10 protein-coding genes are annotated in these 20,827 nt (G+C 64.4%); 2 read left to right on the plus strand and 8 right to left on the minus strand.

The features are described from left to right. Window positions 1-139 precede the first annotated feature (139 nt). Together B0919_RS13430 and B0919_RS13435 are read right to left on the minus strand one after the other, a co-directional pair. A complete protein-coding gene (locus B0919_RS13430; protein WP_078012793.1) occupies window positions 140-1,102 on the minus strand; it encodes an NAD(P)/FAD-dependent oxidoreductase in 963 nt (320 codons plus the stop codon). A gap of 157 nt (window positions 1,103-1,259) precedes the next feature. Beyond that, window positions 1,260-4,010 (minus strand): 4-alpha-glucanotransferase, encoded by a 2,751-nt coding sequence (locus B0919_RS13435; RefSeq protein WP_078012794.1) that lies wholly within the window; start codon window positions 4,008-4,010, stop codon window positions 1,260-1,262. A gap of 332 nt (window positions 4,011-4,342) precedes the next feature. Here B0919_RS13435 and B0919_RS13440 point away from each other — a divergent pair, with 332 nt between their 5' ends. Both B0919_RS13440 and B0919_RS13445 read left to right on the plus strand, forming a co-directional pair. After that, window positions 4,343-9,595, plus strand: a complete 5,253-nt coding sequence (locus tag B0919_RS13440) for a translocation/assembly module TamB domain-containing protein (protein ID WP_139362116.1) — start codon at window positions 4,343-4,345, stop codon at window positions 9,593-9,595. A 32-nt stretch (window positions 9,596-9,627) separates the two neighbouring features. After that, window positions 9,628-11,973: a BamA/TamA family outer membrane protein gene (locus B0919_RS13445; RefSeq protein ID WP_176133038.1), complete on the plus strand. Its 2,346-nt coding sequence runs from the start codon at window positions 9,628-9,630 to the stop codon at window positions 11,971-11,973. 124 nt (window positions 11,974-12,097) lie between these two features. Here the strand turns inward: B0919_RS13445 and B0919_RS13450 are convergent, their stop codons facing one another. The 6 genes from B0919_RS13450 to metH form a co-directional block, all read right to left on the minus strand. Beyond that, window positions 12,098-13,696, minus strand: coding sequence for an N-acetylmuramoyl-L-alanine amidase (locus tag B0919_RS13450; protein ID WP_078012797.1), 1,599 nt, complete (start codon window positions 13,694-13,696; stop codon window positions 12,098-12,100). Window positions 13,697-13,849: 153 nt separating this feature from the next. Beyond that, a complete protein-coding gene (locus tag B0919_RS13455; protein ID WP_078012798.1) occupies window positions 13,850-14,413 on the minus strand; it encodes a hypothetical protein in 564 nt (187 codons plus the stop codon). Window positions 14,414-14,454: 41 nt separating this feature from the next. Next, window positions 14,455-15,036, minus strand: coding sequence for an energy transducer TonB (locus B0919_RS13460; protein ID WP_078012799.1), 582 nt, complete (start codon window positions 15,034-15,036; stop codon window positions 14,455-14,457). 180 nt (window positions 15,037-15,216) lie between these two features. Next, window positions 15,217-15,708: a tetratricopeptide repeat protein gene (locus B0919_RS13465; RefSeq protein WP_078012800.1), complete on the minus strand. Its 492-nt coding sequence runs from the start codon at window positions 15,706-15,708 to the stop codon at window positions 15,217-15,219. 198 nt (window positions 15,709-15,906) lie between these two features. Beyond that, complete coding sequence (gene metF / locus B0919_RS13470; RefSeq protein ID WP_078012801.1) at window positions 15,907-16,863, minus strand: methylenetetrahydrofolate reductase [NAD(P)H]; 957 nt, start codon at window positions 16,861-16,863, stop codon at window positions 15,907-15,909. Window positions 16,864-17,069: 206 nt separating this feature from the next. Next, window positions 17,070-20,813, minus strand: coding sequence for a methionine synthase (gene metH / locus B0919_RS13475; RefSeq protein WP_078013015.1), 3,744 nt, complete (start codon window positions 20,811-20,813; stop codon window positions 17,070-17,072). Between the last annotated feature and the right edge of the window lie 14 nt (window positions 20,814-20,827).

Genomic DNA, 20,827 nt, shown 5'->3' on the forward strand with positions numbered 1-20,827 from the left:
GTTAAGCCCCGGAGCGCCCATGGTACTGCCTTCGCCGGCGGGAGAGTCGGTCGCCGCCAACCTTGTCCCTCGCTTCGCCCCCTCGCGGTTCGCCCGCCGAGGGGGCGTCGCTGTTTCTACCCCCCCCCACGGCCCCGCCCTAGGCGCACTCCTCCCGCGTGAGCTGCTCGTTGCAGCTGATGGCCGCCTGCGCCCCTTCCGCCGCCGCCACCAGCGCCTGCTGCGCCGCCGGCGTGGTGTCGCCCGCCGCGTACACCCCTGGAACTGTCGTTAGGATCCGTTTGTCGACTGCTACGCTGCCATTGCGCTGCAGAATGCGGCAGCCTAGTTGAATAGCTAGGTCGCTGCGTTGCTTTTGCTGCGGATGAATGAAGAGAGCCTTCCGGGGTAATGTGCTACCGTCTTGAAACTCAATGTGCCGTAGCGTCTTGTTGGCGTAGCCTACGAGTTTGGTAATGGGCTGCTCGTAAAGAGCTATGCCGTGACGCTGGAGCCGATGGCGAGCATGGTCAGTCATTTTGGTCCAACCATCAGTGCAGACGGCGACATCCTTTGACCAACGGCTAATCAGCAGGGCAAAGCCGGCTACAGATTTATCGCAGCCATATACGGCTACGGGCTGGTCGCTGACTTCGTAACCGTGGCAGTAAGGGCAATGCAAGACGCCGGTGCCCCAAAGCTCGTGCATGCCGTCGATGGTTGGTAAGATGTCCATGACGCCGGTCGCCAAAATGATTTTACGTGAGGTGACTTCCCGGCCGGAGTCCAGTGTGAGGGTGAAGGTGCCCGTTAGAGGGTCTCTTGATGCCGTGGTGACACAGTTCTCTCGTTGCTCGACGGTGGGGTAGGGTTGGAGCTGCTCGTGGCCTATACGCAGCAATTCCTGCGGTTTGATGCCGTCACGAGAAAGAAAGCCGTGTACGGCAGGAGAAGGGTAGTTGCGCGTGCGGCCACCATCGCACAGCAGCACCCGGCGGCGGCAACGGCCTAGCACCAACGCTGCGCTTAGGCCTGCTGCACCGGCGCCGACAATAACGACTTCGTAGTCGGTGGCGGGAACGTGACGCGGGCGCTTGAAGGGGCGGCGAGCAGAAGCAGGCATGAGCAATGAAGGTTTAAATGGCCTTCTGCATACCGACTAAACAGAATATGGGTTTTTAGTGTCGAGACAATACATCTGGTTTCAGGCAACAAAAAGCCCCACCAGGCATGGCTCCGGAGTGGAGCGCCTGGCGGGGCTTGCGCGTGCGTACGAGTCTTTAATGAATAGGGCCGCGGCCGCTTTGCTCAACTAACTCACGGATCTGCTGATTGAATTCGGCGGCTTCTTTCAACTCTTCCAGTGGCAGGTGGAAGCGGTACTTCCAGAAGTGCTCCGGATTGGCGGGAACGTTGATTTGCTCGTCCAAAGGATTTGAGCGGCGTAGATGCTCGTCCAAGGCCATAAAGTCCTGCAGCGGGAAGATGGCCCACATAGCGGGCGAGTAGAGGTGCTGCACTACCATTTCACGGCTTACCCAGGGCTCGGCGAAGTAAGGAGCGGGCTGGCCGTAGTGACCGAGGAGTTGCTCAAAGAAGCGTTGGGTACGCTCGTGGTCCTCTTCCCACCAGCCGCGAACGGTGCTCATATCGTGGCAGGAGGGCGACACCACGGAGAGGTAAGCCGCATCGTTGGGGTGGGAGAATTCGACGCCGGTAGCGGCGGGCATGCGCTGAATGTTCAGGCCGAGCATACCGAGCTGGCGCATCACGCCGGGCACCGAAGCAGGCACCATGCCGAGGTCTTCGCCGCAGATGAGCATATCGGTGGCGTAGCGCACGGCGGGCAGCTTGACGAGGCCCTGCTCGCGCCAGAAGTTTTCGTGGCGGCGGAAGAAGAAGTCAACGTAGAGGTCGTTCATCCGCTGCCGCGTCTGGTCGTCCAGCTCGCGGAAGGTGCGCGACTTGTCGACGGTGATGCGCGGGTGCCAGAACTCGCCGTTGGAGCCTTCGGCTTCGACGAAGAGCACCTCGGTGAGCAGGCGGTAGAGGCCGTTGCGCTGGCGTGTCAGCCGCTGCTCTTCGGGACCCTGGGCAAACTCCAGCTTGGGTGCGAAGACAGCTTCTACTTTACGCTGGGTATTCACGAACTCCTGCAAACGGAAGGCGCCGTGGCCGATTTCCTCTAGGAACTCTTCGCGTACCGCGTTGGCATCGGCGCTGAATAGTTCTTCGAGGATGTGCCAGCGGATGTACGGTTGCGTCAGGCGCTGGTAATCCCACCAGCCGAGCCGGTCGCGGACTTCGTCGCGGTGCAGGGGCAGGGCAGGCGAGAAGTGACCAAGCAGGCCTTCGACGGCGTGGTTGGGAATCTCCCAGATGCGGAAGAAGCCGAGGATATGGTCGATGCGCAGGGCATCGAAGTAGCGGCTGAGGTGGCCCAGGCGCTGGCGCCACCACTGGTAGCCGTCTTCAGCCATCTTGTCCCAATTGTAGGTCGGGAAACGCCAGTTCTGGCCCGTGACGGAGAAGTCGTCGGGCGGGGCGCCGGCTTGCTGATCGAGGTGGTACAGCTCGGGCTGGGTCCAGGCTTCCACGGAGTGGCGGTAGATGCCGATGGGCAGGTCGCCCTTGAGCACCACGCCATGCTGGCGGGCGTACTCCACAGCCTCGCGCAGCTGCTTGTCGAGGTGGTACTGGATGAATAGGTGCAGACCGAATTCGTCGAACTCGGCGTGCGTGGGGTCCAGAAGGGTTTCGGGCAGTTCGCCGGGTTGCTGGAACTCGGTGGGCCACTGGCGGAAGTCAACGGTCTGGAACCGGTCGCGCAGGCCGCTGAACACGGCATATGGTGCCAGCCAGGATTGCTGCTCCTGAAAGAATTGCTGATATTGCTGATCGGCCAGGAAAGCCTGTTTTTCCTGCTTGTAGAGGGCGCGCAGAAACTTCCACTTGGCCTTCATTACGGGCTGATAGTCGACGAAGTCCCGGACGTTGAGCAGCTCACGCGTTTCGGCCAGCTCCTGTTGCAGCGCAGCGTCCTGCAGCGGGGCTACGCTGTCGAGGTTGAGGTACTGCGGGTGCAGGGCGAAGACTGAAATGGCCGCGTACGGGTAAGAATCAACCCAAGTGTGGGTGGCGGTGGTGTCGTTGATGGGCAGCACCTGTACCAGCTGCAGCCCGGTTTCGACGGCCCAGTCTATGAGCAGCTTGAGGTCGGGGAATTCGCCGACGCCGAGGCCTTGCTTGCTGCGCAGGGCGAAAACGGGCAGCGCTACACCGGCGCCGCGCCAGGGCCCTTCGGGGTGGCGGTACAGCTCGTCGTGGCGCCAGCGCAGGGTGTCGCGGCCCTGGAAGGGCGGCAGCACGCGGTCGGGGCCGCCTTCGAGGTCGATGCACTGCTGGCGCTGCGGGTCGTAGAGGCCGTATTTGTAGACAACGGGCTTATCGGACTCGGCCAGCACGACGTCGGCCGACCACATGGGGTAGGTAGCGTCGGAGAGAATGAGGGGCTTTTTGTTGTCCCAGGCGCCGAGGGCGGCATCGGAGCCGAGCACGCACAGGCACTGACCGGGCGCGATGCGCGGGGCCGTGAGCGAGAAGCGCACGGTGGCGTCGCCGGCGCGGAGGCGCGCCGGGCGGGGCTGGTGGCAGGGCGAATCGGCCGGACGGCGGAAAATAGCCTGGGTGAAGGCGTTGGTCTGCAGCTCGTACTCAGGCAGCTCGGGCACGTGCCAGAACTCGTCGAGCACCACCGTGCCGTAGGTTTCGCCAGCAACGGGAAGCACGCGGTCGGGGCCGCTTTCCCAGTTCACCGCGCCCGAGTTGTCGTCGACGAGCACGTACTTGTAGCGCAGCTCCACCACATCAGCGGGCAGCTCCGTTTCGCCTTCCCAGGTATTGGTGGCGGGTTGATAAGTTAGGCGTAGGGCTTGCTGTGGGCTCCAGTCGCCGAGGGCGGAGCTGCTGCCGCGCACCTCGAGGCGCTGGCCCCAAGCCGTAAAATAGGGAATGCGGAAACGGAGGCGCATAAAAAAAAGATGCAAGAAATCGGTGTGCAAAAGTCGCAGATTTAGCCGATTCTACCGCGTATTGTTTTCGCGCAGTGCGTGAGGACTTAATCAAGGCTGAAGCGGTGCTGCCCAGTACGAAACCAAGGCCGGAAATGATAAGGTGTGGCCTGGGGCAGCGGCCGGGAAAATCAACTAGTAGTAGAGCCGCAAACCTGCTTCCGGAGGATTTTTGGCGCGCCAACCGAGCCCAAGCGTGACGTGCATGTAACATTCCGGGCCCGAAGTTCGTCCGAAGGGGCTGAGCCGCAGTCAGTGTTTCAGCCGGCCGCGGCCTTCAGCCCTTCTCTCTCTTGGCAAACTCTACGTCGTCTCCTTCGTCAGCGACGCCAGCTTCGTCGCCGGCGCCGCGCCACCGGCTGCCCGGCCCCCTGCGCTGGCTGCTGTGGGGCTTATTAGGTTTAGTAGGCCTGATCATCCTGGTGGTGGTCGGGCTGGTGGTGGCCCTACAGGTGCCCTCGGTGCAGGATTATGCGGCCCACAAGGCAGCGAGCTACCTGCAGAACAAAATTGGGACGGAAGTCCGCATCGACCGGTTCCGGACCGACTGGCGCCACGGCGTGGCCCTGGACGGCGTGTACCTGGAAGACCAGAAGGGCGACACCCTGCTGTCGGTGGGCAAGCTGGCCGTGGGCATCGACCTGTGGGCGCTGACCAAGTCGCAGATCAACGTGAGCAACGTGGAGCTGACCGACGGCACGGTGCACATTGCGCGCACGTTGCCCGATTCGACTTATAACTTCGACTACATCCTGGCCGCCTTCGCCACTGGCGACACCACCACGGCCACGCCGGCCGACTCGACGGGCGGCTTCAAGTACGACATCGGCGACGCGCACCTGGCCCGCATCTTCCTGAACTACGACGACCAGGTGGACGGCATGAACGTGCGCGGCCGCGTGGGCGACCTGGCCGTGGCCATGAACGAGGTGGACGTGGACCACAGCATCTACCGCATTCAGTCGGCCAGCCTGAAAAACACGGGCTTCAACATCCGGCAGACCAAAGTGCCACCGGACACGCCCGCCGAGCCCATGACGCTGACGCTGGGCCTGGAGCGGGCCACGCTCGACAACGTGGCGCTGAACTACGCCAACGACCCCTCGAAGCAGTACATCAAGACGCGCATCGGGCAAGCGCAGGTGACGGCCGACAACATCGACCTGATCCGGCAGCGCATCGGGCTGAACACCTTGGTGCTGCGCAACTCGGAAATCAGCTACGCCCAGAACTCCAACGTGCCGGTGGAGCAACGCGTGGTGAACCCGGCCGAAGCCGTGCAGAAAGTAGACTCGGCCGTGGCCCAAACCACCGGCGCGCCCACTTCCTGGCGCGTGGCGCTGAAGAATTCCGACATCAGCGGCGTCCGTTTCGCTTTCGATAACCTGGACGAGACCAAGCAGCGCACTCGCCTGCCGGCCATGGACTACAACCACCTGCTCTTCGACTCGCTGGCCCTGCGCACCCGCAACCTGGTGTACACCGAAAACCGCACCACCGGCCGCATCGACCTATTGCGCGGGCGGGAGCAGAGCGGTTTCCGCGTGGACCGGGCCCAGGCCGACGTGGTGTACGACTCGGTGCAGATCCGGCTAGATAACCTCGATCTGGCGACGCCTCATACGCGCATCCGCCGCACCCTGGCCATCGGGTTCGACTCGCTGGGCGCGCTGGCTGATAGCCGGACCATGGGCAAGACGCGCATCGAAGCCAACCTGCAGAACACCCGCCTGGGCTTCCGCGACATTCTGTACCTGGCGCCCGATCTGGTGACCGAAAAGCCCTTCACGAGCGGCCCGAACCAGTCGGTGCTGCTGAGCGGGCAGGTGAACGGCCGCCTCGACAACCTGGCGCTGAACAACATTGAAATTGTGGGGCTGCGCAACACCATTGTGCGCGCCTCGGGCCGCATTCAGGGCCTGCCCAATACCGACCAGCGCCTCTACACCGATCTGGACATCCGGCAGCTGACCACCACCAAGCGGGATATCAACGACATTCTGCCCGCGGGCATCATTCCGCAGGACGTCATTGAGCTGCCCGACCGGGCCACGCTCAGCGGCACTATCAAGGGCCGGCCTACGGCCAACGACCTGGCGGTGAACCTCAAGGCCAATACCTCGTTTGGCGGGGCCACCATCGTGGCCAACCTGCGCCCCGGACCCACGGGCCGGGAGCCGCTGGATGCGCGCTTCAACCTGCAGAACTTCCAGCTCGGCCGCCTGCTCAAGCAGCCCGATATCGGGCCGGTGACGGGCTCGGGTACTTACAAGGGCGTGGGCTTCGACCCGCAGACCATGCGGGGGCAGCTGACGGCCAACCTGCAGCAGGTGCGTTACGGCAACTACACCTACCGCAACATCGCCGCCAACGTGGGCATCACCGGGCAGCGCTACGCCATTGCCGCCCGCAGCCAGGGCGACCAGAATGCGGCCTTTAACATCAAGGGCGTGGTCGACCTGAGCAACCCCAATGCGCCGCAGTACTCCTTCGGCGGCTCGTTGCAGGGCCTGAACCTGACGGCCCTGGGCTTCTACTCCGGTGGGCAACTGAGCCTCAAGGGTGACCTGGATGCCAACCTGCGCGGCTCGGACCTGAACTCGCTCAACGGCACGGTGAAGGGCGACAACGTGGTCATCAGCCTGAATGGGCAGACGATTCCGCTCGACTCGCTCAACGCGCGCATCGTGCAGGAAACCGGCCGCACGGAGGTGGACTTTACCTCGCGCATTCTGCAGGCCACGCTGCGGGGCAACACCCGCCTCGGCGACATTGCCACCGAGCTGCAGCAACACATCGACCGGTACTTCGACCTGCCGGGCGTGCAGTACCGCGCTTCGTCGGCCAACCGGCAGTTTACCTTCCAGGTAACGGTGCCGCAGACGGGCGCCCGGCTGCTGCCGCGCTTCGTGACCGGGCTGACGCGCATTTCGCCCTTCCAGCTCAACGGCAGCTACGACAGCCGCGCCGCTAACCTGACGGTGCGCTCCGACATTGCCCGCATGCGCTACCAAGGCATCGTGTTCGACTCCTTGAAGCTGCGCGTGGGCTCCGATCCGCAGAAGCTGGACTACAGCCTCGGCCTGGATCAGGTGTATCAGGACACGACGCTCAAGATTCCCAACCCCAGCATTGCCGGCAGCATTGCCAACAATCAGATCGGCACGCGCCTGCGCATTGCCGAGTCCGATTCGGTGCAGCGCCTGAGCCTGGGCGGCACCTTGCAGGTGCTCAACGGGGCGCAGACCTACCAGTTCAGCTTCGCGCCCGACATCGTGCTGGACAACAAGCAGTGGACGGCCGCGCCGGGCGGCGTGGTGCGCTACACCCTGTCAACTGGCAACATCGACGCCCAGAACGTGCGCATCTCGCGCAACCAGGGCGCTGCCGACCGGTTTCTGGCCCTGCAGACGCTGCCGGGCGCCCGCAACCCTTTGCAGGTGCAGCTCGGCAACCTCGACCTAAACGGCCTGGCCCGCGCCGCCGGCTTGCAGGACTCGCTGGTGGGCGGCACGCTCAATGGGCAGGCCGTGGCCTACAACCTCGGCCGTACGGGCCAGGCTTTCACGGCCGATCTGACGCTGGGCGGGCTGGCCTACAACAAGTACGTGCTCGGTGACCTGCGCGCCCAGGTGGTCAACAACGTGGCCGACCGCTACGACCTGACGGCCAACCTGACCAACGCCGACGGCACCGACGTGCGCCTGAGCGGCTACTACGCCACCAGCGGCGCCATCAACGTGGTAGCCGACATTGCGCAGTTCAACCTGAAAGCCATTGAGCCGTTCTCCGCGGGGCAGATTCAGGAATCGACGGGTGCCTTGACGGGCCGCTTCACCGTGACGGGCACCACAGCCGCCCCGCAGCTGCGCGGTGCGGCCCGCTTCCGCGATGCGGGCTTGACCCTGACGCAACTCGGGGCGCCCTTCCGCCTCTCCGACCAGGAGCTGACGCTGACCGACCAGGGCCTGCACTTCGACAACTTCGCCATCATCGACTCGCTGGGCAAGCAAGCCATTGTGGATGGCTACATCGTGCCGGCCCGCAACCTGGCACAAGTGGGCCAGTACCGCCTGAACCTGAATGTAACCACCGACCACTTCCTGGCTGTGCAGAGCACCCGCCGCGAAAACCCGCTGTACTACGGCAAATTGTTCGTGGACTCCGATACGCAGGTGCGCGGCAACCTGCAACGGCCTAACGTGCGCACCCGCGCCACCGTGGCCGAGGGCTCGAACTTGACCGTGGTGGTGCCTACCGACGAGGCTACGTCCGTGGACCGGGAGGGCATTGTCGTGTTTGTCGACAAAGACGGACCCAAGCCCAACACCGATTCGCTGCTGGCGGCCACGGCCGACGACATCGATAGCTCGGCCGTGGCCACGGGCTACGACGTGCGCGCCAACATTACCATCACCGACCAGACGCCGTTTAAAATCGTCATCGACGAAGCTGCCGGCGACAACCTGCAGGTGCGCGCCGCCGGCACGCTGGTGGCCCTGCTGGATGAGCGCGGCGCCCAGACCCTGACGGGCCGCCTCGACGTTACCTCGGGCCAGTACGAACTCTCGCTCTACGACCTGGCCGAGCGCAAATTCGATATTGCCCCGGGCTCCTACCTGGTGTGGAGCGGCGACCCGTACAACGCGCAGCTGAACGTGTCGGCCATTTACCGGGTGCGCGCCGTGGCCGCCGACCTCATTGCCAACCAGCTGGATGCCAACGATGCGGCACTCAACAACCTGGCCCGCAACCGCTTGCCCTTCGAAGTGTACCTGAACGTGACCGATCAGCTGCTCAAGCCGGCCATCAGCTTCGATATCCGGGTGCCCGAGGGCACGACCAGCCCGGTGGCCGAGCCGGTGCGCGCCAAGCTGGAGCAGCTGCGCCAGCCCAGCAACGTGAACGAGCTGAACAAGCAGGTATTCGCGCTGCTGGCCCTGAACCGCTTCGTGGCCGAAAATCCCTTCCAGAGCACCGCCGGCCCCGGCTCCTTCGTGGGCAACCAGCTGCGCGGCTCGGCCAGCCAGGTGCTGACGGACCAGCTCAACAACCTCACCGGCGAGTACCTCGCGGGCCTGGGCCTGGAGCTGGGCGTGGATTCGTACACGGCCGTGTCGGGCACGGGCGCCCAGCAAAACCGCACCGACCTGAACGTGGCCCTGCGCCGGCAGCTCTTCAACGACCGGCTCTCGGTGCGCCTCGGCACCGATGTGCCGCTGGGCGGCGGCAGCAACGGCACCCAGGCCACCTCGGGCACGGCCGCGGCCAGCCAGTTTGCCGGCGACGTGAGCATCGAGTACAACATCCTGCCCGACGGCCGCCTGCGCCTGCGCGCCTTCCGCAACAACGCCTACGAGGACATCGACGGCCAATTCATCCGCACCGGTACCGCCATCATCTTCCAGCGCGACTACAACTCCCTGCAGGAGCTGTTCCAGAAAGTGGCGCCGGAGGTGAAGCAGTCGGTGCGGGCCGACCGCAAAGCCCGCAAGGCCGAAAAGGCCGCCGCTCAGGATACGCTTAAAAACAATGCCTTGAACTAGGACCGCAGATGTCAGAACTACTAAAGACGCCGATGCGGACGACCTATCCGATGCGCTACGCCGCGCTGGCCGCCGCGCTGCTGTTGGCCGGCTGCAGCGGTACGCGATTCATTCCCGAAAACGACAAGCTCTACACCGGCTCGACGGTGAAGGTGACTTCGCCCTACAAGATTGCCGACGAAGCCACGCTCACGACCGAACTGGAATCGGTGCTGACGCCCAAGCCCAATGCCTCCATCCTCGGGCTGCGGCCCAAGCTCTACTTCTGGCATATGGGCGAGGGCAAAACCAAGGGCCTCGGCAAGTGGATAGCCGACAAGTACGGCGAGGCGCCCGTGCTGCTCAGCCAGGTGGACACGCAGAAGGTGAAAAACCTGATGCTCAACCGCCTCTACAACAATGGCTACTTTGCCGCACCGGTGCTGCAGAGCAAGGTGACGGCCAAGGGCCAGACGGCTACCGTGGACTACACGGCCAAGGTGCAGAGGGCCTACACCATCAAGGAAATTCACTTCCCGGACCGTGACACCCTCATCGACCGCGACATTCGCAAAACGCAGGCGAATACGCTGCTCAAGGTGGGCGACGCGTACAACCTCAACCGCCTTATCGATGAGCGTACGCGCATCGACAACGAGCTGAAGCAGAACGGGTACTACTACTTTGCGCCCGACTACCTCATCTACGAAGTCGACAGCGTGGAGCACAACACGGTGGACGTGTACATCCGGGTGAAGGGCAGCATCCCGCAGCGGGCCGCCAAGCCCTACGTGCTCAACCGCGTGACGCTGAACACGCGTTTCGGCCTGACCGACACCACCGAATCGGTTAAGCCCATCATCTACGATAAGTTTCGCTACGTACCCGACGAAAAGGTATTCAAGGCCCGGGCCATTACCCGCGCCACCTTCTTGCATCCCGACTCCATCTACCGCCGCAAGCGCCAGGACCAGACGCTGAGCCGCCTGATGAGCTTGGGCACGTTCAAGTTCGTCGACATCCAATTCCGGCCGGCCCGGCAGAAGCCCGACTCGGCCGGCTACGGCTTCCTGAACGCGCAGGTGCGTATGACGCAGCTCAAGAAGAAGTCGTTGCGGGCTGAGGTGCAGCTGGTGTCCAAGACCAACGGCTTTACCGGGCCGGGCTTCACGGCGCAGTTTCGCAACCGCTCCGCCCTGCGCGGGGCCGAGCAGCTGATCCTGAACTTCGTGGGCACCTTCGAGACGCGCTCCAAGCCGCCAACCACCGAAGGCGGCACGCCCGCGTTGGGCCTGTCCTCTATCGAGGCCGGGGTGAACGGGCAACTGCTGGTGCCGCGCCTCATCACCCCGCCCTTCAACATCCGCCTCGTCAACTCCGACTTTCAGCCGCGCACCACCTTTGGGGCGGGCTACCGCTACGTGGAGCGCCGGCAGTTTTTCCAGGAAGACCTCTTCAACCTGAACTACGGTTACAGTTGGAAAACCAAGATTACCAACGAGCAGGAGCTGCGGCCCATCGATTTGCAGTATATCCGGCTGGGTAATCAGACCGATGAGTTTCGGCAGCTGCTGGCGCAACGGGCCTACCTGCGCACCAGCTTCGAGCAGCAGTTCGTGCCGGCCTCCTCGTACCGCTACACCTACAACACGCAGGTGTACGAGAAGCGCCGCGACCAAGTGTATTTCAGCGGCGGGCTGGAGCTGGCCGGCAACTTGGCCAGCGTGCTCAGCAACGGCACCAGCACCGCCGCCGACGGCCGCACCCAGAAGGAAATCTTCGGGCAGGCGTTTTCGCAGTACGCCAAGGTGGACCTGGAATTCCGCAACTACTACCGCATCAGCCAGAACCCGACCAGCGGCAACCGCTTTGCCACCCGCTTGCTGGTGGGCCTGGGAATGCCCTACGGCAACTCGCGCGTGCTGCCCTACCTGAAGCAGTACGGCATCGGCGGCCCTAACAGCGTGCGGGCTTTCGGCGCGCGCTACATCGGCCCGGGCGGCTACGTTCCCCAAACCGACGACCAGATCAACAACCGCTTCTACGATCAGGTGGGCGACATTCGCCTGGAGGCCAACGCCGAGTACCGCCAGGACCTGTTTCCCTACGTGAAGGGCGCCCTGTTTGTGGATGCCGGTAATATCTGGCTGGCCAACTCCGACCCCGAGCGCAAAGACGCCGAATTCAAGCCCGGCAGCTTCCTGACGCAACTGGCCGTGGGCGCCGGCGCTGGTATCCGCATTGACATCCAGTTCCTGGTCATCCGCCTCGATTACGCCGTGCCCATGCTGGTACCCTACAAGCGCAGCGACATTCCGCAAGGCAAAGAAGACCTGTTTCCCAAGCCCGGCAAGCTCACCGATGGCCGCCTGAACCTGGCCATCGGCTACCCCTTCTAGCGGTGAAATGGTGAAACAGTGAGTTTGACGTTCAGGCGACGCGAAACGCGCCAACGGCCCCGGTTAGCTGATGCTGCCGGGGCCGTTGGCGCGTTTCGCAGAGAAATAGTACTCACCATTTCACTTATTGCTCTACCGCCTCGGTCTTGCTGCGGCCCAGAAACTTCTTGGCCCGCTGCCCTTCCACAAATTGCCGGATGCCCGCGGTGATGCGCTCGGCCATCTGCTGCTGAAACGCAGGGTCGGTGAGCCGCTTTTCGTCGTCGGGGTTGGAGACAAAGGCCGTTTCTACCAAGGCGTTGGGGTATTCCGTGGGGCCGTTCAGGCCGAAGTTGAACGCGCCGACGTTGCCCCAGCCGTCGAGGCCGGTCTGCAGCATCTCGTCGTAGATGGCTTTCGACAGCGGGCGGAAGGCCACGTAGCGGTAGAAGGTGGCCGTTCCCTTGGCGTCTTTGCTGCCGGCCGAGTTGACGTGCACGCTCACCATAAGTTGCGGCATGAGCTTGCGCAGGCGGCGGATGCGTAGCTCGTTGCCCACGCTCACGTCGGCCTCGCGGGTCATGAGCACGGTGGCACCGGCTTTTTCCAGCTCGGCGCGCAGCTTCTGGGCTATGCTGAGCGTGAGCGTCTTTTCCATGATGCCCAAGGCGCCAACAGCGCCCTGGTTGTCGCCGCCGTGGCCCGCATCCACGGCAATGGTCAGCCCTTGCAGCTCCAGCCGGGCCGGCGGGCGCCGCACCCGAATGGTCAGCACGTTGCCCGCGTAGCTGATGCCGTAGCCCCAGTTCTGCCGGTGCTTCAGGTCGATGACGATGCGAAACACGTCGGGCTGGGGCTGCTCGTAGTACACGTTGGTGATTTCGCGCAGGCCGGTGCGCTGGGTTATCCAGTTGGTGTTCGAGGTAGCCCCGAACACGTCTACCACCAGCCGCGTGGGCTCCAGCTGCAGCTGCGAGCGGTAGGGCAGGCGCTCCTGCAGCGGCACGCGCACGTAGTCGTACTGCTCGTCGCCGCTCACGCTCCACGAGCCGGTGAGCGACTGCGGCACAAAGCCGCCGGCCGGCAACAGGCGCACGGTTTCGTCGGGCACCCAGGCCGTCTGATTTTCCGCCAGCCGTACGCGCAGGTATTCGCCCACGCGGCCGGTCACGTGCAGCAGCACCAGGGAGTCGAGGTAGCCGATTTTGGCCCCGCCGAGGCGGTCTTCACCCAAGCCGTAGTTCAGGTAAGCCAGTGACGTGCTGGTGCGGGCCAGCTGCGGCAGGTTGGGGTTAAGCAGCCGGACGGTGTTGGCGGTCAGCAGAGAGTCGCGGCGGCCGTCGGGCAGGCGCAGGCGCACCAGCAGCGGCCGGCTGGCGGCGGTGCCCAGCAGGGTATCGGTGGGCTGCACCACGTAGCTGAGCTGGTAGGTGCCGCTGCCCTGCTTGCCGCTGGCGGCGGGCAGCTCGGTCAGGGGCACATCGCGCACTAGGCTGGCCGGGCGTTTGCCATCGGGGCCGGGCAGGCCGGGCGTCACCGTCTGCAACACGGCTACACGGGCGCCGGGCTGGGCCTTCACGCGCAATTGCAGCCGGTCGCCGGGCTGCAGCCACTGGTCCTTGGCCGGCAGCAGCTCCGCCGAAGTGATGAGGCGCTGAGCCTGGGTTGGTATGGTCAGACACAGGCAGGCCCAGGCAACCAACGCTGCCCGGAGCCCCCGTAAAGGATGCCGAAATGGATTCATACCGCAAAGAAACGGCCCGCGGCAGGCGAGGATGCGCTTACGCGTCAATAAGACCGCCTGTGGGCCAAACCAAACGGCCGGCCCCGCTTGCCCTGTGCGTAGGGCGAAGCGGGGCCGGCCGGGTGAGGGAAGACGAAAAAGAGCCGGGCAGGCTTACTTGGCGGCAGGTTTATCCCGCACGGCTTCGCGCAGGTCTTTCAGGTCGCGGCCGGCTTCCAGCCCTTCAAACTCGGCTTGCAAGGCCTTGATGTGCAGCTCCTGGCGGGCCGGCAAATCGAGCCGGATAGCGCGGTAGCGGGCGTTCAGGCGCTTGAACACAGCCGTGGCGTAATCCCAGTCGCGCTGCGTCCACTCGCGGCGCCGGGCGCGCGTCTGGCGTAGCAGCTGGGTGTAGGCCGGGTCGAGGTTTTCTACCTGCAGGGTTTCCACGTTGGCGTAGGTGCCCAGCAGCTCCTGCATGAAGGCGTTGGCGGCGGTGGTATCCAGCGGCTGACGGGTGCGGGCCTTGGAGACGGAGTCCCAGCGGGCGGCGCGGCTGCCGGCCCGCTTGAGGGCGGTGCCGGCTTTGTCGGCCAGGGAATCGAGCTTGCGGGTGCTGTTTTCCACGGCGTCCTGCCGCTCGCGCGGCGTGGAGTCGCAGGCAGTCAGCAGCAGGCCTGCGGTCAGCAGTAAGGCCGCCAGAGGGGCGGAGGAGGCAAAAGCGGCGGTCGGTTTCATGCCCGCAGTTTACGCAACGCCGGCCAGACGGGATGCTGGGCTTACTGACCGGGGCTGATGCGGAAGGTAAACGGCATTTCTACCTGCACGGGCACGGCGCGGCCGTCCTTAAGGCCCGGAATCCAATCGGTGGGCGGAATGATGCGAGCCACACGCAGGGCTTCCTCGTCGCAGCCCGAGCCGATGCTCGTCAGCACCTTGTAGTTGCTGGCCACGCCCATGGTATCCACCACAAAACTGATGAGCACGCGGCCCTGCACGTTCTTCTGGCGGGCAACTTCGGGGTAGTTCATCTGGCGCATGTAGGTGCCCAGCACCGGCTCGCCGCCCACGTAGAGCGGCGGGCGGTCGAGGTAGCCTACCTGCCAGGTGTCGCCGACCTGGTAGCGGTAGGTGTGCTCGTCGGGCTTGCGGTAGTAGAGCAGCTGCTTTTTGTCGTAGTCGTAGCGCTGCACCAGCACTTTGCGGCCGCTCGGCGTCATGGCGTAGTAAGCCCATTCACCCAGCTTGCGGCCCTTTTCTACGCGGCCGCTATCCAAGTCGGTTTGGCGCACGCGGCCTTGCGCGTGCAGGGCGCAGGGCACGGCGAGGACCCCGCAGAGCAGTAGTAAGGTTCCTTTCATAGTGAGAATGCAAAATGGAATAGTCGGGGAACGTCCTATTCCATTTGGGGTGGTAAACAAGGAGGAAAAAGAACAATCCAACCTTGAACAGCAAACTGCCCAGAATTGGCAGCCTAAATATATAGCTATTTTCTGCGAACTAATTTTTGATATTCGTGGAATAATTATGAACCGTACTGGCTAGCTGGTGGGGTCATCCAGGCGGTTCTGCAGGTCCAAAAGCTGGGCTTGCAGGCCCGGCAAATGCGGGCACAAGCGGCTCAGCCGGCGCAGAGTCCGTAGGGCTCCGTGGTCGTCGCCGATGAGGCGCTGAATGGTGGCCTTGCCCGACAGCGCCCCGAAGTGCCGGGGCTCGCGGCGCAGCGTCTGGCTGATGTCAAGCAGCGAGGCGCGGTACTCGCCGCGCAGGTAATAAGCCGTTGCGCGCTTGTTCCAGCCTTCCGGAAAGGCCGGATTGTGGTCGACAATCCAGGTAAAATCGATGATGGCCCGGGCGTAGTCCTCGGCGGCTATGGCGCGCATGCCGCTCTCCATGCACTTGTTGAGGGCCACGTCGTCGGTTTCCAGCCACAGCTGCCAGATGCCCTGCTGCAACGCCTCGATTTCGAGCGGGGCAGTAGCCGTGCGCAAGCGCTGAAACAGCTCATCGAGTTGGTGCAGACGGTCGGGCATGGAGGTCGGGGAGCCAGTATCGATGGGGCACGAACCAGCGCGCTGGTGGAGCGGCGGCTGTGGTCAGTAGTAGTACGTAGGCGGCCGGCGGGCGTTTAGCCCGGGTAGGTATTCGGGTGGGGTACTGCCCGGGGTAAACAGCGCTGCCGGGCTCAGACGAACCCGGCAGCGTTAGGCAATGAGCAGCAGCGGTAAGCTTTAAAATAAGGCAGCAGCCACCTTCCGCACGCTTTCGGCCTTGCCCATGCTGTAGTAATGGAGCACGGGTACGCCGTGGGCCATCAGCTCCCGGCTCTGGTTGATGCACCATTCGATGCCGATTTCGCGGGCCGCCGCATTGTCGGGGGCGAGGTGAATGGCGTCGACCAGCTCGTCGGGCAGGTTCAGGAAGAACGAGCGGGGCAGGGCCGTGAGCTGGGCCTTGGTGGTGATGGGCTTCAGGCCCGGGATAATGGGCACGTGGATACCGGCCGCGCGGCAGCGCTTTTCGAAGCTGAAGAACTGCTCGTTGTCGAAAAACATCTGCGTGACGATGTACTCCGCGCCGCGGTCCACCTTGTGCTTGAGGTAGCGCAAATCGGCGGCGTGGCTGGGGGCCTCGAAGTGCTTTTCGGGGTAGCCGGCCGTACCGATGCAGAAGTTGGTAGCCCAGGTGTCGTCCTGCTCCTCATCGAGATAGGCGCCCTTGTTAAGGTCGGCCACCTGCCCGATCAGGTCGCAGGCGTAGGCGTGGCCATCGGGCTCTGGCACGAAGCGGCCTTCCGACTTGATCGGGTCGCCTCGCAGGGCCAGCACGTTGTCGATGCCGAGGAAATGCAGGTCGATGAGGGCGTTTTCGGTTTCTTCCTTGGTGAAGCCCCCGCAAATCAGGTGGGGCACGGTGTCCACGTCGAAGCGGTTCTTGATGGCGGCGCAGATGCCGACGGTGCCGGGGCGGCGGCGCACGGTTTTCTTTTCCAGCAGGCCGTTGGGGTGCTGCCGGTACACGTACTCCTCGCGGTGGTAGGTCACGTCGATAAACGGCGGCTTGAACTCCATCAGCGGCTCGATGTTCGAAAACAGCGTCTGAATGTTCTCGCCCTTCTTGGGCGGCAGCACTTCAAAGGAAAACAGCGTCTTGCCGGCGGCGCGGGCCAGGTGCTCGGTTACTTTCATGGGGTGCGCATGCCAATCAGGCAGCGTGTGGTGGCTCAGGAGGAACCAGGATGATTAGTGCGTATCGGGACAGGCGGTTAGTTCATCATGTCGAGCGCAGTCGAGAAATCTCGCTGGATAGCAACTCCCTCATTGGGTTTACTATCCACCATCAGCACGCGAGATGTCTCGACTGCGCTCGACATGACGGCCTTGATCAGCCAGGCTTATCCGGCTGTTACCGGCACTGGCTCGGCGGACGGTTCATAGTTCAGATTCGGCGACAACCACCGCTCCAGCTCCGCAAACGGCATTCCTTTGCGCCGGGCCAGGTCCTGCACCTGGTCCTGGGCTATGCGGCCCAGGCCGAAGTAGCGCGCCTCGGGGTGCGAGTAGTAGAAGCCGCTGACGGCGGCCGTGGGGTACATGGCCAGGTTTTCGGTGAGGGTGATGCCCGTTTGCTCCGGGCCGCCCAGCAGCTCGAACAACACGATTTTCTCAGTGTGGTCGGGGCAGCCGGGGTAGCCGGGGGCGGGGCGGATGCCGCGGTACTCTTCCTTGATGAGGTCTTCGTTCGTGAAGTGCTCCTGCGGCGCGTAGCCCCACAGCTCCCGGCGCACCCGCTCGTGCAGGCGCTCGGCCAGCGCTTCGGCGAGGCGGTCGGCCAGGGCCTTGGCCAGGATGCCGGAGTAGTCGTCGTGCTGGGCGTCGAATTCGGCCACCAGCTCATCCAGGCCGATGCCGGCCGTGACGGCGAAGCCGCCGAGGTAGTCGGGGCGGCCAGAATCTTTGGGGGCGAGGAAGTCGGAGAAGGCCAGGTAGGGCAGGCCAGCGGCTTTCAGGCTCTGCTGACGCAGGGTGAAGGTGTGGGCCTGCACCTGCTGGCGCGAATCATCGGCGTAGATTTCGATGGTGTCGGAATCGACCGTATTAGCCGGCCAGAAGCCCACCGTGGCGCGGGCCGTCAGCAGCTTCTCGTCGATGATGCGCTTGAGCAGGGCCTGACCATCCTCGAACAGCTTGCGGGCGGCTTCGCCGTAGGTCGCGTCGTCAAGGATGCGCGGGTAGCGTCCTTTCAGCTCCCATGCGTGGAAAAAGGGCGTCCAGTCGATGTAGGGCAGCAGCTCGGTGAGCGGGTAGTCCTCGAACACGCGGGCACCGAGAAACGAAGGCTTCACGATGTCGGCGGCGGCCCAGTCGGCCTGGAATTTCTGCCGGCGCGCTTCTTCGATGGGTACGTAGTCCTTGTTGCGCTGGCGGCCGGCGTGGTCGTCGCGCAGCTGCAGGTACTCCTGGGCTACGTCGTTGGCGAAGGCGTCGCGGCCCAGCCCCAGCAGCTGCGAGGCCACCGGCACGGCCCGCGAGGCGTCGTTGACGTGAATCACCGGGCCCTTGTAAGCCGGCGCGATGCGCACGGCCGTGTGCAGGCGCGAGGTGGTGGCCCCACCGATGAGCAGGGGCACCCGCAGCTTCCGCTTTTCCAAGGCCTGCGCCACGTACACCATCTCGTCGAGCGAGGGCGTGATGAGCCCGCTCAGGCCCACGATGTCGGCCTGCTGCCGCTCGGCTTCCTCCACAATCTTTTCCAGCGGCACCATCACGCCCAGGTCGATGACCTCGTAGTTGTTGCAGGCCAGCACCACGCCCACGATGTTCTTGCCGATGTCGTGCACGTCGCCCTTCACGGTAGCTAGTAGCACCTTGCCGGCCGTCTGGCGGGCTTGGGTGCCGCCGGCGGCGGCCGCCGCGTCGCGCTCGGCCTGCATGTAGGGCTCCAGCCAGGCTACGGCCCGCTTCATCACCCGCGCCGACTTCACCACCTGCGGCAAAAACATCTTGCCCGCCCCGAACAGGTCACCGACCACCGTCATGCCGGCCATCAGCGGGCCTTCGATAACAGCCAGCGGCCGGCCCAGGCGCTTCAAGGTTTCCTCGGTGTCGGCGTCGATGTAGTCGGTGATGCCTTTCACCAAGGCGTGCTCCAGGCGCTTTTCCACCGGCCAGGTGCGCCAGGTTTCGGTTTCCACGGCTTTGGCGGCCGCCGTGCCCTTGGTCAGGCTCAGCAATTCGCCCAGCTGCACCAGCTGTTCGGTGGCGTCGTCGCGGCGGTCGAAGAGCACGTCTTCCACGGCTTCGAGCAGGGGCTTGGGCACCTCGTCATACACGGCCAGCTGGCTGGGGTTGACGATGCCCATGTCGAGCCCGGCCTGGATGGCGTGGTAGAGGAAGGCCGCGTGCATGGCTTCGCGCACCACGTCCTGCCCCCGGAAGGCAAAGCTGATGTTCGACACGCCGCCGCTGGTGAGGGCGCCGGGCAAATGCTGCTTGATCCAGCGCACGGCCTCGATGAAGTCGATGGCGTAGCGGCGGTGCTCCTCGATACCGGTGCCGACGGTCAGGATATTCGGGTCGAAGATGATGTCCTCGGCCGGCAGGCCCACTTCCTCGGTGAGGATGCGGTAGGCGCGCTGGCAGATGTCGATGCGGCGCTGGTAGCTGTCGGCCTGGCCCTGCTCGTCGAAGGCCATGACGATAACCGACGCCCCGTAGGCTCGCACCAGCCGGGCGTGGTGCCGGAACACGTCCTCGCCCTCTTTCAGCGAAATCGAGTTGACGATGCTCTTGCCCTGGGTGCACTTCAGGCCGGCTTCGAGCACCTCCCACTTCGAGGAGTCAATCATGATGGGCAGCCGGGCCACGTCGGGCTCCGAAGCCAGCAGGTTGAGGAAGTTGGTCATGGCCTCCACCGAGTCGAGCAGGCCTTCGTCCATGTTCACGTCGAGCACCTGGGCACCGCCTTCCACCTGAGCGCGGGCCACGGCCACGGCCTCATCGAACTGCCCCGCCCGAATCAGGCGGGCAAAGGCGCGGGAGCCGGTCACGTTGCACCGCTCGCCCACGTTCACGAACAGGCTTTCGGGGTAGATATTCAGCGGCTCCAGCCCGCTCAGGCGCGTGGCGCGGGGCCGCACCGGCAGCTGGCGCGGCGCGTAGCGGGCCGAGACTTTGGTTGCCTCGGCAATGTGCTGGGGCGTGGTGCCGCAGCAGCCGCCCACGATGTTCACCAGCCCTTCCTGCAGGTATTCTTCCAGCACCGCCGCAAATTCCTGGGCCGATTCATCGTAGCCACCGAAGGCGTTGGGCAAGCCAGCGTTGGGGTAAGCCGACACGTAGCAGTCGGCCAAGCGGCTCAGCTCCTGCAGGTACACCTTCAGCTGCTTGGCCCCGAGGGCGCAGTTCAAGCCGATGCTCAGGATGGGCAAGTGGCGCATGGAGTTCCAGAACGCCTCCACCGTCTGGCCCGACAAGGTGCGGCCCGAGGCGTCGGTGATGGTGCCCGAAATCATGATGGGCACCACCCGCCCGCCTTCGTCAAAAAAGCGCTGGGCCGCGAACAGGGCTGCTTTGGCGTTGAGCGTGTCGAAGATGGTTTCGATCAGCAGCGCGTCGGAGCCGCCGTCGATGAGGCCGCGCACCTGCTCGTGGTAGGCCTCGGCCAGCTCATCGAAGGTGATGGCGCGGAAGCCGGGGCGGTTTACGTCGGGCGAGAGCGAGGCAGTGCGGTTGGTGGGCCCGATGGCGCCGGCCACGAAGCGGGGGCGCTCGGGCGTGCTGTACTCATCGGCGGCGGAGCGGGCCAGGCGGGCGGCCTCGTAGTTCAGTTCGTACACGATATGCTCCAGCCCGTAGTCGGCCTGGGCCACGGTGGTGCCCGAGAAGGTGTTGGTTTCGACGATGTCCGCGCCCGCGGCGAAGTACTCAGCGTGAATGCCGCGCACCACGTCGGGGCGCGTCAGACAGAGCAGGTCGTTGTTGCCGCGCAGGGGGGTGGGGTGACCGGCAAACCGCTCCCCGCGGAAGTCTTCCTCGGTGAGCTGGTGGCGCTGAATCATAGTGCCCATGGCGCCGTCGAGCACGAGCACGCGCTGGCGGAGCAGGTCGGCGAGGGGAGAGGCGGGAAGGCTTGGCATAGCTGCTTTCTGGA

Source organism: Hymenobacter sp. CRA2, from assembly GCF_002007105.1.
Lineage (GTDB): Bacteria > Bacteroidota > Bacteroidia > Cytophagales > Hymenobacteraceae > Solirubrum.

Bases quoted from the DNA above. Each gene is read 5' to 3' on its own strand.
- B0919_RS13435 (WP_078012794.1), bottom strand. From the start codon at position 4,010: ATGCGCCTCCGTTTCCGCATTCCCTATTTTACGGCTTGGGGCCAGCGC.
- B0919_RS13445 (WP_176133038.1), top strand. From the start codon at position 9,628: ATGCGGACGACCTATCCGATGCGCTACGCCGCGCTGGCCGCCGCGCTG.
- metH (WP_078013015.1), bottom strand. From the start codon at position 20,813: ATGCCAAGCCTTCCCGCCTCTCCCCTCGCCGACCTGCTCCGCCAGCGC.
- B0919_RS13450 (WP_078012797.1), bottom strand. From the start codon at position 13,696: ATGAATCCATTTCGGCATCCTTTACGGGGGCTCCGGGCAGCGTTGGTT.
- B0919_RS13455 (WP_078012798.1), bottom strand. From the start codon at position 14,413: ATGAAACCGACCGCCGCTTTTGCCTCCTCCGCCCCTCTGGCGGCCTTA.
- B0919_RS13460 (WP_078012799.1), bottom strand. From the start codon at position 15,036: ATGAAAGGAACCTTACTACTGCTCTGCGGGGTCCTCGCCGTGCCCTGC.
- metF (WP_078012801.1), bottom strand. From the start codon at position 16,863: ATGAAAGTAACCGAGCACCTGGCCCGCGCCGCCGGCAAGACGCTGTTT.
- B0919_RS13430 (WP_078012793.1), bottom strand. From the start codon at position 1,102: ATGCCTGCTTCTGCTCGCCGCCCCTTCAAGCGCCCGCGTCACGTTCCC.
- B0919_RS13465 (WP_078012800.1), bottom strand. From the start codon at position 15,708: ATGCCCGACCGTCTGCACCAACTCGATGAGCTGTTTCAGCGCTTGCGC.